Source organism: Alkalibacillus flavidus (genome assembly GCF_040545925.1).
In the GTDB taxonomy this organism is placed as follows: Bacteria; Bacillota; Bacilli; order Bacillales; family Alkalibacillaceae; genus Alkalibacillus; species Alkalibacillus flavidus.
In genome coordinates this window covers 144,695-159,453 of the sequence record NZ_JBEPMX010000001.1, presented here as the reverse complement: position 1 = coordinate 159,453, position 14,759 = coordinate 144,695, and the positions used below count along the sequence as shown (strand labels likewise).

Here is a 14,759-nt window from a genome sequence, read left to right as displayed (position 1 = left end):
TTTTTCACCTACATTTCTTCGAGTAAAATTGACCATAACTGCTTAGCGACGGCTTCTTTTGACTGTAACGGAATCGTCTCATGACGTTCTTGCGCAGTTAAGACGTCAACCGCATTCGTATCGGTTTTAAAGCCCTGTTCGTCACGGCTTATGTCATTAACGACAATCGCATCTAAATGCTTGCGCGCCATTTTATCACGACCATAAACAAGAGGCTCGTCCGTTTCAGCCGCAAAGCCGACTAAGTATTGCTTCGTTTTGCGTTCTCCGAGTGCTTGTAAAATATCACGGGTACGCTTCATTTCTATTGATAATGGACCCGATTGTTTTTTCATTTTATTCTCGACTTGTTCAACTGGCTTATAATCAGCGACGGCTGCTGCTTTGACGACGATATCTTGCTCGTCATAGTCATTCAAAACGGTATTATACATTTCCTCAGCAGTCGTAACGTCTTTTACTGTGATACCGTGTGGCTTTTCTAATGTCACTGGGCCGCTCACCAACGTGACACTAGCTCCGAGGTCGCGTGCCGATTCAGCAATTGCATATCCCATTTTACCGGACGAGTGATTCGTGAAATAACGAACGGCATCAATCGACTCAATCGTTGGGCCTGCCGTAACGAGTACGCGTTTACCGCTGAGTGGCTGATACTGTCGCTTCGTTTTATGTTCTTCGACAACATCAATAATTCGCTCTGGTTCCTCTAGCCGTCCTTTACCGACATAGCCACAAGCTAAATAACCGTCTCCTGGTTCGATAAAATGATAACCATACGAATCAAGTGTTTGCAAATTGGCTTTTACCGCAGGGTGGTCATACATATGAACGTTCATAGCTGGCGCAATATAAACAGGACTCGTAGTCGCAAGTAAAGTTGTCGTTAACATGTCATCGGCTAAGCCATTTGCGATTCGGCCTAACAAATGAGCGGTTGCAGGCGCTAAAATTGTGACGTCTGCCCAATCCGCTAAGTCAATATGAGCAATCTTTTCGGGATTCTTTTCGTCAAACGCATCTGTGTAAACAGGGTTCCGAGATAATGCTTGAAACGTTAAGGGACTGACGAATTCCGTTGCTCCTTCAGTCATGATTACTTTTACGTCATAACCGCGTTGTACGAGTTTACTCGTTATAGCACACGCCTTATACGCCGCTATTCCTCCTGAGACTCCGAGTAGTACATTTTCTGTTTGGTTCATCTATCTCGCCTCCATCATAAAACACGCCTTTGTCTGAAGATGCCCTATCAAAAAAGAACAACCTGTAATACAGCAGGTTGTTCCAATCATCGGGCATCGTGTTTTGCGCTAGGTGGTGCATGGAATAAACCCATCTCATCACCAACCTGCATACGCTATTTGACTGCCTATTATTTGTATTCTTCGATCGATAATTTGTCTTCAATAATTTCTTCTAATGCTCGGCCGACATACTTCGGTGATTTGTAATCATCAAGCATATAATTTTGGTTATCATGCAGTTCACGCGCACGACTTGACGATGCTCTCACAATGGCATACTTTGAGTCAATTTTGTTAAGCAAATTGTCAACTGACGGCTCTAAAATCATAAATCAACACTCCCTAACGCTTTTTTATATTGTGATGCGATGCGCTCGCGTTTTAAATGTTCACTCTCAACAATTGATTCTATACGACGAACGGCCGCATGAACGTCATCATTGACGACAACATAATCATAAGCATCCATCATCTCAATTTCCTTTTTCGCTTCTGATAAACGATTGCGGACTACCCCTTCATCTTCTGTTCCACGCGTTATAATACGATTTTTCAGTTCTTCTAAGCTCGGTGGGAACAAGAAAATAAAAACGCCCTCAGGAAAATTCTCTTTTACTTGTAAGGCACCTTGGACTTCAATTTCTAAAAAGACATCTCGCCCTTGTTCTAATGTTTGTTCGACATAGGCTTTCGGTGTGCCATAATAATTGCCTACATATTCAGCATACTCGATTAATTCATTTCGTTCAATCATTTGTTGGACGTCTTCTTTAGTTTTAAAGAAATAATCGACGCCGTCTTCTTCCCCTTCTCGAGGGTCTCGAGTTGTCACGGAAATCGAATACGCTAAATCTGGATCTTGGTCGAAAAGTGCTTTTCGAACCGTTCCTTTGCCAACCCCAGATGGGCCAGAAAGGATAAATAAAATACCTTTTTCATCTCTCACGACAGGTCCTCCTAGTTGTCGATGTTCATATCTTCATTCACGACACGCTGTCCAACTGTTTCGGGTTGTACAGCCGATAAGACGACGTGGTCACTGTCCGTTACAATGACTGCGCGTGTTCGTCTTCCATATGTAGCATCTACGAGTTTATTACTATCACGTGCGACCGTAATAATACGTTTGATCGGGGCGGATTCGGGCGATACGATCGAGATAATCCGATTGGCAGATACGACGTTACCAAACCCGATATTAATTAATTTCAAATTCATTCTTGTCTCCCCTAACTTTTGTGTCACTATATATAATACTTCTATTATAGTCTAAATATAGGCAAAAACTCAAATATTATTCTATATTTTGGACTTGTTCTTTAATTTTCTCGATGACACTCTTTAATGCGACCGCTTGCTTACTCAAAGCAACATCATTTGCTTTTGACCCAATCGTATTTGCTTCTCGGTGCAATTCTTGTGTTAAAAAATCTAACCGACGCCCGATCGCTTCATTCGATACGAGCAACTCATCCACTTGGTCCACATGTGATAAAAGCCTCGTCACTTCTTCAGAAATATCACCTTTATCGACTAAAAAGGCCACTTCTTGAACAAGTCGTTGTTCATCAATGGAAACGTCTCGGAGAGCATCCTGCATTCGATTTAACACGCGTTCATAATAATGCTCTTTTAACGTTTCTTGGTTATCATCTAACTCTTTTGCAAGACGCTTAATGTCAGCATTATAATGTAATACGTCACGTTTAAGTTTTTCGCCTTCATCACGACGCATGTCGGCAACACTCTTTAAGGCATCATCTAATGTGTTAAGTACCACATCTTCTAATTGATCATCGATGTGAGTCGTTTGATCTTTTTCAAACAAACCATCGAGTTGTAATAGATGATCGATCGTGACGTCACCTGAAACATGAGTTTTATCTTGGATATTATGAATCTGTTCTAAGTATTGATTTAATAATGGCCAGTTTACGCGTATTGACTGCTCGCTTAACGCCTCACCGTTTATTTGAATCCAAACATCGACTCGGCCGCGCTCAAACCAGTTTTTAATACGTGCTTTTAATGTTTCTTCTAGAGGTAGTAATTCATTAGGCATTTTTAGTGAACAATCTAAAAAGCGATGATTCACCGTTTTCACTTCGATTGAGACTTGTTGCTCGCCTAATTGACCTATAGCTTGGCCGTAGCCAGTCATACTTTGGACCACGTTCATCACCAACTTTTTTTAAGTACGTAATATATTTTCGCATTAAATGAGATGACATTTCAACTATTAAACGGTATTAAATCAATATTTATTCATGCTATACTAATAATCTATGAGGTGATAAACATGCCATTTGATGGAATTGTAACCCGTGCAGTCACACACGAATTAACGAACTTAGAAGGTGGCCGCATTCAAAAAATATACCAACCAACTGACAGCGAGCTTGTTTTAACAGTCCGTAGCGGCGGGACAAACCATAGCTTATTGATCTCGACGCACTCAAGTTATGCTCGTATTCACTTAACGAGCGAGAAATATACCAATCCGAAAGAACCACCCATGTTTTGTATGGTGTTACGCAAATATTTAGGCGCTGGTTTTATTGAATCAGTCGAACAAGTTGAATTAGAACGCATTATTCATATGAAGGTTCGTAGCAAAGATGAAATTGGCGACGAACAGTACAAGACGTTAATTATCGAATTAATGGGCAAACATAGTAATGTGATGGTCGTTGATCCAGAGCGTAATGTCATATTAGACAGTTTAAAACATATTAGTCCAGCACAAAACCGTCACCGTACTATTTTGCCTGGCCAAACTTACATTGCACCACCTGAACAAGGTAAACTTAACCCGCTTCAATTAGATGGTGATACATTTGTCCGCAAACTCGATTTCCTCCAAGGAAAAATCGACCGCCAAATGTTGAACGTATTAATGGGATGCTCACCACTCGTCACGAAAGCATTAGCAAGCAAAGCTTATTTAGGCGATAATCAAGCTTATGCCGATGTGTTTGATGCATTCAAAGACAACTTAAGTCATCACCGTTATGAACCGAAACGCGCAATCGGACAAAACGAAGACTTTCACGTGTTACCCGAAGTCACATTTGACCAAGAAACGAAAACGTTTGATTCCATTAGTACCATGCTAGATGATTACTATGCTGGCAAAGCCGAACGCGATCGAATTAAAAACCAAACGCACGATCTCATGCGCTTCTTAAAAAACGAAAAAGCGAAAAACGAACGCAAAATCAAAAAACAAGAAAAAACGTTAGCGAAAGCCGAAAAAGCTGATGACTATCAAAAATACGGGGAATTGTTGACGGCCCATTTACACCTTGTGAAATTAGGTGATGAATCGGTCGATGTGATGGATTATTATGATCCAGAACAAAACACGATTACGCTTCAGTTAGACCCGAACAAATCGCCTAGTGATAATGCGCAATATTATTTTAAACAGTATCAAAAATTAAAGAAATCGAAAGAAGTCGTGCTCGTTGAAATCGAGAAAGCCAAACAAGAAATTGACTATTTTGAGCGACTCATTCAACAACTCGAACAAGCTAGACAAGATGATGTCCAAGATATTCGAGATGAATTAGAAGAAGAAGGCTATTTGAAAGCGAAGCAACAAAAGTCGAAGAAGAAAAAACAAAAATGGTTACAACCTGACCATTACCAGGCCTCAGATGGCACGGAACTTATCGTTGGTCGAAACAATAAACAAAACGAATTCGTAACGAACCGGATGGCGAATAAAAATGATATCTGGTTGCACACGAAAGACATTCCAGGTTCACACGTCATCATCCGTCACAGTGATCCGAGTGAAGAAACGATTTTAGAAGCGGCGATGATTGCGGCATTCTACAGTAAAGCCAAAGAGTCATCATCTGTTCCAGTCGATTATACGGCGATTAAACATGTCCGCAAACCAAACGGCGCCAAGCCGGGCTACGTGACATATGACAATCAACAAACCGTTTATGTGACACCAGATGAGAGACAAATTGAACAGATGAAAGTAACTGGAAATCAACAACCGTAAGAGATTGAGACAAAACCTAATTATGCAAAGTTAAACCCGAACGATTTTAATATAAATAAATCGTTCGGGTTTCCTTCTTAAATGGCGTGCTTTAATCTTATGATTAAGCATTTTTTAGCACAAGGTGATCACGCCACTGATGTAATGCATCGTATTCACCTTGGCTTAACTCACCTTTTCCTTTTAGTAAGCTTGCCACCTCATCAAATGTCGCTAGGCTCTTATAAATCATACCGCTTTTTTTAAACTGTTTTTCTGCTTCATCTAATCCATATGTAAAAATCGATAGCACATGCACAACTTCGCACCCTTTATCTTTTAAAGCTTGAACGACATTAAGAGCACTTTGTCCCGTCGAAATTAAATCTTCAATCACGACAACACGATCACCAGCTTCAACATGGCCTTCAATCATATTTTCTAAACCGTGGCCTTTCGGTTTACTACGCACATAAATCATCGGTAAATGTAACGATTCAGCAGTGAATGCTGCATGAGGAATGCCCGCTGTCGCGCACCCTGCGATGACATCAACGTGTGAGGGATCAATTTGGTCTGCGAACTGCTTGGCAATTTGTCGGCGAACTTGCGGGTAAGACATCGTCAAACGATTATCACAATAAACAGGTGACGTAATCCCTGACGACCACGTAAACGGTTGATCCATATTAATTTGTAATGCTCCGATGTCGATTAACTGTTCAGCTATTGGTTGTTGATGCATTTGACCACTCCTCTACGATTGATTGATACACTTGTTTTGGATTTTTTGCTTGTGTGACTGCACGACCGACGACGATGATGTCACTTCCCGCTTCTTTTGCTTTAGCAGGTGTCGCCACACGGGTTTGATCGTGATGACCATCGTTCTGAAGACGAATACCCGGTGTTAATGTCGTAAAACCTAAACCACACGTCTGTTTAATAGACGGTACTTCATGAACGGAGCAGACAACACCATCAGCACCGCTTTGTTGACTGACATATGCGTAATGTTGCACCGTCTCCTCCATGTTCTTTTCAATTAATAATTCCGATTCAAGCATCGTCTCATCGGTTGATGTTAATTGAGTGACGGCTAACAATTGAGCTTGACTGTTTTCACCGATTAGACCATTTTTGGCCGCTTCTATCATTCGGCTGCCACCCGCTGCATGGACATTCACGATCGAAGGCTCATACTGCGCCAAACGACGCATGGCTTCATAGACGGTGTTTGGGATATCGTGTAATTTCAGATCTAAAAATATCGGGTGCTGATTCCTCTTCAAATACTCGATAATCCGCCTTCCTTCACTGTAAAACAACTGCATACCAACTTTGACTGGAACCCCATGTAAATTATGATTGTCTAACAACGACTTGGCTTCTTCAACGCTACGAACATCTAACGCGAGGTAGATGGGTGGTTGCACCTTGCATCCCTCACTTCCTTCACAGAATGAAACCCATACTTCTCTAACGTGTCAGGTAAAGTTTGAACTAAACGCTCACATATAAACGGATCTTGGAAATTCGCTGTTCCTACAGCGACTGCATCAGCGCCAGCTAGTAAAAACTCAAGGACGTCTTCGGTTGATTGAATGCCGCCCATTCCAATAATCGGTAGCGACGTTTTTTGTCGGACTTGATGAATCATATGGATCGCAATCGGTTTAATTGCAGGTCCCGACAATCCACCCGACCCATTCGCGATAATCGGTCTTTGTTGCTGCAAATCTAGACGTCTTCCTGTTAGAGTATTAATCATCGACAGGCCGTCTGCCCCTGCTTCTTCGACCGCTGTGGCAACGTCCGTTATATCTGTGACATTAGGAGAGAGTTTAACAAAAACGGGTTTTGTTGACACTGATTTGACGGCTTGAGTAACGCGATAAGCTAAGGTAGCATCCGTTCCAAATTGTACGCCACCTTCTTTCACATTCGGACATGAAATATTTAACTCTAAAGCTGCAACAACAGATTGACTTGCCATTTGACTCGCAACATGAACATACTCTTCAAGGGTACTGCCTGCAATATTCGCTATGATCGGTACATGATACTGACTTAAAAAAGGTAGTTCATTCGCAATGATTCCGTCAACGCCAGGATTTTGTAAGCCAATTGCATTCAACATACCTGATGACGTCTCAGCGACTCGAGGTGTCTGATTACCAAATCTCGCCTCACCAGTAGCCGCTTTAATCGCGATCGCGCCTAATTGATTTAAGTCATAAAACGTACTGAATTCACGCCCGAAACCAAAACAGCCTGATGCTGGCATAATCGGATTGTTTAGATGAAGACCACCTAGTGTTACGTTCAATGTCATAACATCACCTCATCTGCTCGTAATACAGGACCATCTTGACATATCTTCACATACCCTTTGTCATTGCGGGCTTCGCACACACAGGCAAAACAAGCGCCGATGCCACACCCCATGCGCTCTTCGAATGATAAATGTCCGGGCGTACCTGCCAGTTGTGTTTGCACCGCTTGTAACATTGGCGTTGGACCGCAAGCATAATAATGTTGATAATCCCTTTCTAATTGCTTAACGATATCTGTCACCACACCATGGTAGCCGTAAGAACCATCATCTGTTGCGACATACGTTTCAGCTAACCGCCGGAAATCATCCTCATAAAAGACGGCTTCACCTGTCGCAAACCCTAAAACAACGATCACGTGGTAATGTGGTATTAATTGTTTCGTTAAATGATAAAGCGGAGGTACTCCAACACCGCCACCGATGATTAAAATAGTGTCACCAGCTATATCATGCAGATCAAATCCATTACCGAGTGGACCGAGTACATTTAACGTCTCTCCTAATCTACGAGAAGACAGCCAATCTGTACCATCACCGGTTACATGATAGATCAGGGTCACCGTTTGCGCCACACGGTCAATATCCGCAATCGATATCGGACGACGGAGCACATGATGTTTCCCGTCGCCAATTTGCACATGAACGAACTGACCTGATTGAATTTGAAGTGGAATCTCCTGCCCTGATAACACCATCTCAAATGTATCGAGCGCAATCTCTTGATGCTTCTGAATGATCATATCCTCTACTATCATACCGTCACAACCTCTTGTTTCGGCATAGGACTCGCCGCAAAACTCATCGACTCGATCACACTGACCATGGCCTCAGCCGTATCCAATGATGTTAAACAGGCAATGCCGTGTTCGACCGCACTACGACGAATGCGGAAGCCGTCTGTCTCTGTTTGTTTCCCTCGCGATAACGTATTGACGACGAGTTGAACATGCCCTTCTTCAATGACGTGTAAAATGTGACACTGATCATCCTTAATTTTGTTCACTTCTTCAACCGCTAAGCCAGCTTCTCTGATCGCTTGTGCCGAACCTGTCGTCGCATACAGTTGGAATCCTAACGCGTTCAATCGTTTAGCTAAGGCAACCATCTCTTGTTTGTCTTGATCTGCTACAGTTAAGAGCACACTACCTGCTGTCGGAACCTTTAAACCTGATGCTAATATGCCTTTATACAACGCTTTCTCTAACGTTTGATCCCGACCGATCACTTCGCCAGTTGATTTCATCTCTGGCCCGAGTGTAATCTCCACTTGTCGTAATTTTTCAAATGAGAAGACAGGGACTTTAACCGAAATCATATCGTCTTCTTCGCATAAACCACTCTCTAATCCGAGGTCCGTTAATGTTTCACCTAGCATGACACGTGTAGCAACGTTCGCCATTTTAACGCTTGTGACTTTACTGAGAAACGGCACCGTGCGACTTGAGCGTGGATTGACCTCTAACACATAAACATCGCCGTTATGATAAACGAATTGAATATTAAGTAAGCCTTTCACGTTTAATGCCCTCGCGATCGCCGTCGTAATCTCAGTACATTGTGCTTTGACTGAATCAGGAATGTTTTGGGTTGGATAAACAGCCATCGAATCCCCAGAATGAACACCTGCGCGTTCAATATGTTCCATGATCCCCGGAATAACGACTGTCTCTCCATCACTGATCGCGTCGACTTCAAGCTCTTGACCAATTAAATACCGATCGATTAACACAGGCCGCTCTGGATGAACACTAACCGCCTCATGCATATATCGCATCAATTCAAATTCTTCATGAACAATTTCCATCGCGCGACCACCTAAAACGTATGATGGTCTGACTAAAACGGGGTAACCGATTTCTCGGGCCAGTTTTTTCGCCTCTTCTTCCGTTGTTGCCATCCCTGCTTTTGGTCTTGCGATTTGACAGTCTTCTAACAACTGGTCGAACTGGTCACGGTCTTCTGCTCGGTCAATTGATGTTTTCGACGTTCCTAAAATCGTCACGCCCCGAGCTTCTAATTCATCGACGAGTGATATTGCCGTTTGACCTCCGAATTGGACGATGACCCCTTCTGGCTGTTCGTGGTCAATCACGTGCATGACATCTTCAATCGTTAACGGTTCAAAATATAATTTATCAGATATTTGAAAATCGGTTGAGACAGTTTCAGGATTATTATTAATGACAATCGCTTCATAACCCGCTTCTTTAAGAGCTAATACAGAGTGGACCGTCGCATAATCGAATTCAACGCCTTGGCCAATGCGGATAGGCCCTGAACCGAGGACGACGACTTTCGGACGCGTTGTGCGAATGGATTCCGTTTCTTCTTCGTACGTACTATAAAAATAAGGCGTTTCAGATGCGAATTCAGCTGCGCACGTATCCACCATTTTATAAACGGGCATTATATGTTGGTTTCGCCTGAAATCGTATACCGTTTGTTCATCTGCTTCCCATACACGAGCAATCGCTTGATCGGAAAAGCCTAACTGTTTAGCACGGGCTAACATATCCACTTGCCAGTGTTGTTGGCCTAAGTGGTGTTCTAGAGTGATAAGGTGGTTAAATTTGTGTAAAAACCACGGATCAATTTGTGTCATAGCGTGAATTCTGTCAACTGAGTAGCCGCGCCTCAACGCCTCGCCTAAAACGAATAAGCGTTCATCATCCGGTTTAGCTAAACGCTCTTCTATGTCAACTGAATCGACCTGTTTTAAAGCAGGTAAATGCCATTCATCCGTCCCGATTTCTAGTGAGCGCACCGCTTTATGAAGCGATTCTTCGAAGTTGCGCCCAATTGCCATCACTTCACCTGTTGCTTTCATTTGCGTACCAAGCCGACGATTGGCAGCCTGAAACTTATCAAACGGCCAACGCGGAATTTTCGTGACGACATAATCTAATGCTGGTTCAAAATGCGAATACGTTCGACCTGTGACCGGGTTTTGCATTTCATCTAGGGTTAATCCGACAGCAATCTTGGCTGCTAGTTTCGCAATCGGATAACCCGTCGCTTTTGACGCAAGGGCACTCGAACGACTCACTCGCGGGTTCACTTCAATCACATAATATTGAAAACTGTGTGGATCTAACGCCAGTTGAACATTACAACCTCCTTCGATGTTTAACTCGCGAATTAGTTTAAGCGACACGTCACGTAACAATTGGTACTCACGGTCACTTAACGTTTGCGACGGGGCAACGACGATTGAATCACCCGTATGCACTCCAACTGGATCAATATTCTCCATATTACAAACAACAATCGCATGATCCTCGCCATCACGCATGACTTCGTATTCAATTTCTTTATAGCCGGCGATGTTTCGTTCGATTAAACATTGACTCACAGGTGAAACAGCTAACCCGTTTTGAACCGTTTCGATTAACGTCGCTTCATCTTCACACATACCACCACCTGTGCCGCCTAACGTGTAGGCCGGTCGTACGATCGTCGGATAGCCGATTTGACCGGCAAACTTAACCGCTTCATCTACTGAACTGACAATCGTACTTTCAGGAATCGGCTCGTTAAGGTCTAGCATTAATTGGCGAAAGAGATCACGGTCTTCTGCTTTTTCGATCGCTTCCAAGTTCGTCCCTAACAGTTCAACATCATAAGCATCCAGCACACCGCGCTGATGCAATTCAGTCGCCATATTAAGGCCTGTTTGACCACCCAATGTTGGAAGTAGTGCATCTGGTCGCTCTTGACGAATAATTTTGGCTAAAAAGTCACCCGTTAACGGCTCCATGTAAACGACATCTGCCACTGTTTCATCGGTCATAATCGTTGCTGGATTGGAGTTCGCTAAAATCACTTCGTACCCTTCTTCTTTTAGCGCTTGGCACGCTTGCGTCCCTGAGTAATCAAATTCAGCTGCTTGCCCAATAATAATCGGTCCTGAGCCGATCACTAAGATTCGTTTAAGATCAGTTCGTTTTGGCATAACGTCACGCCTCCTTGTTTCGTTTGTTCCATCATGTCGATAAATTGATCAAACAATCCGTTCGCATCATGCGGTCCAGGAGCGCTTTCAGGGTGAAATTGTACAGAAAAAACGGGATACTCATGATGGCTTAACCCTTCAATAGACCCGTCATTAATCGCACGATACGTCACGCATAGGGGTGTATTTCTTAATGATGATTCTGACACGGTGTAGCCATGGTTTTGTGATGTCATCCATGCTTCACCGGTATCGACGACTTTCACTGGATGATTCGCTCCGCGGTGGCCGAAATCTAATGGCTCTGTGTCCCCTCCAGCTGCTAATGCGATGAGTTGGTGGCCAAGACAAATTCCGAAGATCGGAACATAGCCGATTAATCCTCGCACAAGGTCGATGCCTTCTTGAACATCTTTCGGATCCCCAGGCCCATTTGAAAGCATGACACCGTCTGGTTCTAGCTGTAACACTTCTTCTGCTGTAACATCATATGGGACGACGGTTACATGACAGCCTCTCTCGGTTAATTCACGGAGCATGCCGTGTTTCATTCCATAGTCGACTAATACGACACGATAGCCTCTGCCAGGCACAATATAGGGTTTCGCCGCAGACACACGTTGGACTTGATCATTCGCAAGCGTTTTGATTCTCATTGTTTCTAACCATGCGTCCACTTGATTGAGGTCATCGAGCAATTTCCCTTTCATTGTTCCATTTTGACGAATTTTCTTAACGAGGCGTCGCGTATCGATACCTTGTAATCCGGGGATTTGTTTTTGCGTCAAATACTCGTCTAATGACATCGTACTTTTAAAATGAGATGGATGCGTGGCAGCTTCTTTGACGATCAAAGCCGATAACGCTGGTCGAACCGTTTCAAAATCATCTCGGTTAATCCCGTAATTCCCAATTAGCGGATACGTCATGACGACGAGCTGATCGCAATAAGACGGGTCGGACAACGTTTCTTGGTACCCTGTCATTCCCGTTTGAAATACGACGTTTCCGATATGCTGATTTAAATCAGCTCCTAGCGCTTCGCCTTTAAATAATGAGCCATCTTCTAACAACAAATAACGTTTATGCATATGTCTCCTCCTTTTGCCAAACAATGTCGCCATTCATCATCGTTAACGTTGGAACGCCTTTAACCTGATAGCCATTAAATGGCGTGTTCTGACCTTTAGATAAAAATTGGTCTGAGTCGATTACCACTTCGTCTGTTGTGTTAATGAGCACTAAGTCTGCAGGTGAGCCCACTTCAAGTCGGCCATAAGGTAAGTGGAATGTTTTAGCCGGTTTGACCGTTAGCCAGTCGATCAATTGTTGAATCGACCAATGACCTGATTCAACAAAATGAGTATATAAAAGAGGAAAAGCTGTTTCTAATCCAACAATACCGAACGGTGAAGCCAAGAATCCATTTGCTTTATCCTCTTGTGTATGAGGCGCGTGATCGGTTGCAATACAGTCGATCGTACCGTCTTCTAAGCCTTCAATTAACGCCCTGCGATCAGCTTCGCTTCGTAAAGGTGGATTCATTTTAAAATGTGCATCGTCTGATGGAATATCGTGTTCTGATAGTAGTAAATGATGAGGCGTGACCTCTGCAGTCACATGAATGCCAGCTCGTTTCGCCTCGCGGATGACACGAACGGATTCTTTCGTACTGACATGACATACGTGGTAATGACAATGAGCCGCTTCTGCTAGAAGGACGTCACGTGCGATTTGGACGGATTCGCTTAGCGATGGAATACCTGGTAAGTTTAACGACTGTTGGCGTTCGCCATCATGCATGACACCTCCGTAAACGAGGGAATTATCTTCACAATGCGCAACGATGGGCTGGCCGACTTGAGCGGCTTGTTGCATCGCTTCGAACATGGTGCCAGCCGATTGGACGCCAACACCGTCGTCTGTAAAAGCAACAGCACCACGCTCGGTTAATCGCTTCATATCAACTAACGCCTCACCTGATTGGCCCGATGTAATCGCGGCATACGGTAACACACGGACGACAGCATCACGTTTAATTAAATCTTCCACATAAGCAAGGTTCACTTCCTCATCTGGAATCGGGTTCGTGTTCGGCATGGCACAAACCGTTGTGAAACCGCCGCGCGCAGCTGCTTGAGTCCCTGTTGCAATCGTTTCTTTCGCTTCACCACCCGGCTCACGCAAGTGGACGTGTAAATCAACGAAACCAGGAGCAAGCGTTTGGCCTTGGCCGTCGATCACGTTTGACGTTTCATCTACATCGACATCACCAATACTCGCAATCTGACCTTGCTCAATTAATACATGCGTCAGCTCCTCTTGATACATCACGTTTTTAATTAATTGTCTCATTGTGGATACCTCCTTGAGTAAGTAATAACTCGATTACAGCTTGCCTGATATAAACGCCATTTTCCATTTGCGTAAATATAAATGACTTATCACTTTCGACTAACTTAGAATCGATTTCAACGCCTCGGTTAACAGGAGCTGGGTGCAAAATCATACTTTTTTGTCGCATCTGTTCAGCCCTTTCAACCGTTAAGCCGTAAGTTGCTAAATAGTCATTTAATACGACTGCGCGATCATGCCGTTCTGTTTGCACACGTAGAAGCATCAAAACATCCGAATCTTTTACGGCGTCATCGATTGATAGATACGGAAATGGTAATGTATGGTCTCTCCAATCTTCAGGAGCAGATAGTCTCACATTTGCGCCGAGACGCTTTAAGGCGTACGCATTCGATCGCGCCACACGGCTGTGACGGACATCACCACAAATCGTAACCGTTAAACCATCGAATTGGTTGAACTGCTCCTTAATCGTCATTAAATCGAGCAAACATTGGGTTGGATGTTCACCAGTCCCATCCCCACCGTTTATAATCGGGATGTTAACGCCATCTAGTTGTGTAAAATACTCGTCATCAGGATGGCGAATGACGACAAAGTCAGCACCAATCGCCTCCATCGTTTTCACCGTATCGTATAAGGACTCTCCTTTAACGGCGCTCGATGTGGCTTCCGAAAATGATAGAATCGGGATATTCAGTTTGTGGCAAGCCATGTCAAAGCTCATCTTTGTTCTAGTCGATGGTTCATAAAACAATAACGCGCCTGTTTTCTCTTCAAAAGAACGCTTCCGTTCACCTCGTTTGTACTGTGCTGCGACGCGAAGGATCTCATCAATCTCGTCGTTTGATAAATCATCCATTCGAAATA

General features: G+C 43.6%; 14 protein-coding genes. 1 reads left to right on the top strand and 13 read right to left on the bottom strand.

Annotation, left to right across the window (positions count from 1 at the left end):
* Positions 1-8: 8 nt before the first annotated feature.
* From coaBC to ABID56_RS00790, 5 genes are all read right to left on the bottom strand, one after another.
* Entirely contained in the window at positions 9-1,205 is a 1,197-nt protein-coding gene (gene coaBC, locus ABID56_RS00810; RefSeq protein WP_354218474.1) for a bifunctional phosphopantothenoylcysteine decarboxylase/phosphopantothenate--cysteine ligase CoaBC, read from the bottom strand.
* A 170-nt stretch (positions 1,206-1,375) separates the two neighbouring features.
* Positions 1,376-1,576 (bottom strand): DNA-directed RNA polymerase subunit omega, encoded by a 201-nt coding sequence (gene rpoZ, locus ABID56_RS00805; RefSeq protein ID WP_354218472.1) that lies wholly within the window; start codon positions 1,574-1,576, stop codon positions 1,376-1,378.
* The gene (gmk, locus tag ABID56_RS00800; protein WP_354218470.1) at positions 1,573-2,193 is read right to left on the bottom strand and encodes a guanylate kinase; all 621 of its coding nucleotides are present in this window, start codon (positions 2,191-2,193) and stop codon (positions 1,573-1,575) included. The genes rpoZ and gmk overlap by 4 nt, the downstream gene beginning before the upstream one ends.
* 11 nt (positions 2,194-2,204) lie before the next feature.
* Positions 2,205-2,465 carry an extracellular matrix/biofilm regulator RemA gene (gene remA / locus ABID56_RS00795; RefSeq protein ID WP_354218469.1) on the bottom strand — a complete coding sequence of 87 codons (261 nt, stop codon included), beginning with the start codon at positions 2,463-2,465 and terminating at the stop codon, positions 2,205-2,207.
* Positions 2,466-2,541: 76 nt separating this feature from the next.
* Positions 2,542-3,420, bottom strand: coding sequence for a YicC/YloC family endoribonuclease (locus tag ABID56_RS00790; protein ID WP_354218468.1), 879 nt, complete (start codon positions 3,418-3,420; stop codon positions 2,542-2,544).
* A gap of 126 nt (positions 3,421-3,546) precedes the next feature.
* Between ABID56_RS00790 and ABID56_RS00785 the strand changes: the two genes are divergently transcribed.
* Entirely contained in the window at positions 3,547-5,265 is a 1,719-nt protein-coding gene (locus tag ABID56_RS00785; RefSeq protein ID WP_354218467.1) for an Rqc2 family fibronectin-binding protein, read from the top strand.
* 103 nt (positions 5,266-5,368) lie between these two features.
* Here the strand turns inward: ABID56_RS00785 and pyrE are convergent, their stop codons facing one another.
* Genes pyrE through ABID56_RS00745 form a run of 8 tightly spaced genes read right to left on the bottom strand, consistent with a single transcriptional unit; the run spans position 5,369 to position 14,751 of the window.
* On the bottom strand, positions 5,369-5,989 hold the full coding sequence (gene pyrE, locus ABID56_RS00780; protein WP_354218466.1) for an orotate phosphoribosyltransferase: 621 nt from the start codon (positions 5,987-5,989) through the stop codon (positions 5,369-5,371).
* Positions 5,967-6,680 carry an orotidine-5'-phosphate decarboxylase gene (gene pyrF / locus ABID56_RS00775; protein WP_354218464.1) on the bottom strand — a complete coding sequence of 238 codons (714 nt, stop codon included), beginning with the start codon at positions 6,678-6,680 and terminating at the stop codon, positions 5,967-5,969. The genes pyrE and pyrF overlap by 23 nt, the downstream gene beginning before the upstream one ends.
* Positions 6,653-7,579, bottom strand: coding sequence for a dihydroorotate dehydrogenase (locus tag ABID56_RS00770; RefSeq protein WP_354218463.1), 927 nt, complete (start codon positions 7,577-7,579; stop codon positions 6,653-6,655). The genes pyrF and ABID56_RS00770 overlap by 28 nt, the downstream gene beginning before the upstream one ends.
* Complete coding sequence (locus tag ABID56_RS00765; RefSeq protein WP_354218461.1) at positions 7,576-8,337, bottom strand: dihydroorotate dehydrogenase electron transfer subunit; 762 nt, start codon at positions 8,335-8,337, stop codon at positions 7,576-7,578. Before ABID56_RS00765 ends, ABID56_RS00770 begins: the two co-directional genes overlap by 4 nt.
* On the bottom strand, positions 8,334-11,534 hold the full coding sequence (gene carB / locus ABID56_RS00760) for a carbamoyl-phosphate synthase large subunit (RefSeq protein WP_354218459.1): 3,201 nt from the start codon (positions 11,532-11,534) through the stop codon (positions 8,334-8,336). Before carB ends, ABID56_RS00765 begins: the two co-directional genes overlap by 4 nt.
* Complete coding sequence (locus ABID56_RS00755; RefSeq protein WP_354218458.1) at positions 11,501-12,625, bottom strand: carbamoyl phosphate synthase small subunit; 1,125 nt, start codon at positions 12,623-12,625, stop codon at positions 11,501-11,503. The genes carB and ABID56_RS00755 overlap by 34 nt, the downstream gene beginning before the upstream one ends.
* Positions 12,618-13,889 (bottom strand): dihydroorotase, encoded by a 1,272-nt coding sequence (pyrC, locus tag ABID56_RS00750; RefSeq protein ID WP_354218456.1) that lies wholly within the window; start codon positions 13,887-13,889, stop codon positions 12,618-12,620. The genes ABID56_RS00755 and pyrC overlap by 8 nt, the downstream gene beginning before the upstream one ends.
* Positions 13,873-14,751, bottom strand: coding sequence for an aspartate carbamoyltransferase catalytic subunit (locus ABID56_RS00745; protein WP_354218978.1), 879 nt, complete (start codon positions 14,749-14,751; stop codon positions 13,873-13,875). Before ABID56_RS00745 ends, pyrC begins: the two co-directional genes overlap by 17 nt.
* Positions 14,752-14,759: the final 8 nt, after the last annotated feature.

Coding starts and splice junctions, on each gene's coding strand:
- ABID56_RS00745 (WP_354218978.1), bottom strand. CDS start 14,751: ATGGATGATTTATCAAACGACGAGATTGATGAGATCCTTCGCGTCGCA.
- rpoZ (WP_354218472.1), bottom strand. CDS start 1,576: ATGATTTTAGAGCCGTCAGTTGACAATTTGCTTAACAAAATTGACTCA.
- ABID56_RS00785 (WP_354218467.1), top strand. CDS start 3,547: ATGCCATTTGATGGAATTGTAACCCGTGCAGTCACACACGAATTAACG.
- pyrC (WP_354218456.1), bottom strand. CDS start 13,889: ATGAGACAATTAATTAAAAACGTGATGTATCAAGAGGAGCTGACGCAT.
- carB (WP_354218459.1), bottom strand. CDS start 11,534: ATGCCAAAACGAACTGATCTTAAACGAATCTTAGTGATCGGCTCAGGA.
- pyrE (WP_354218466.1), bottom strand. CDS start 5,989: ATGCATCAACAACCAATAGCTGAACAGTTAATCGACATCGGAGCATTA.
- coaBC (WP_354218474.1), bottom strand. CDS start 1,205: ATGAACCAAACAGAAAATGTACTACTCGGAGTCTCAGGAGGAATAGCG.
- ABID56_RS00770 (WP_354218463.1), bottom strand. CDS start 7,579: ATGACATTGAACGTAACACTAGGTGGTCTTCATCTAAACAATCCGATT.
- ABID56_RS00765 (WP_354218461.1), bottom strand. CDS start 8,337: ATGATAGTAGAGGATATGATCATTCAGAAGCATCAAGAGATTGCGCTC.
- remA (WP_354218469.1), bottom strand. CDS start 2,465: ATGAATTTGAAATTAATTAATATCGGGTTTGGTAACGTCGTATCTGCC.
- ABID56_RS00755 (WP_354218458.1), bottom strand. CDS start 12,625: ATGCATAAACGTTATTTGTTGTTAGAAGATGGCTCATTATTTAAAGGC.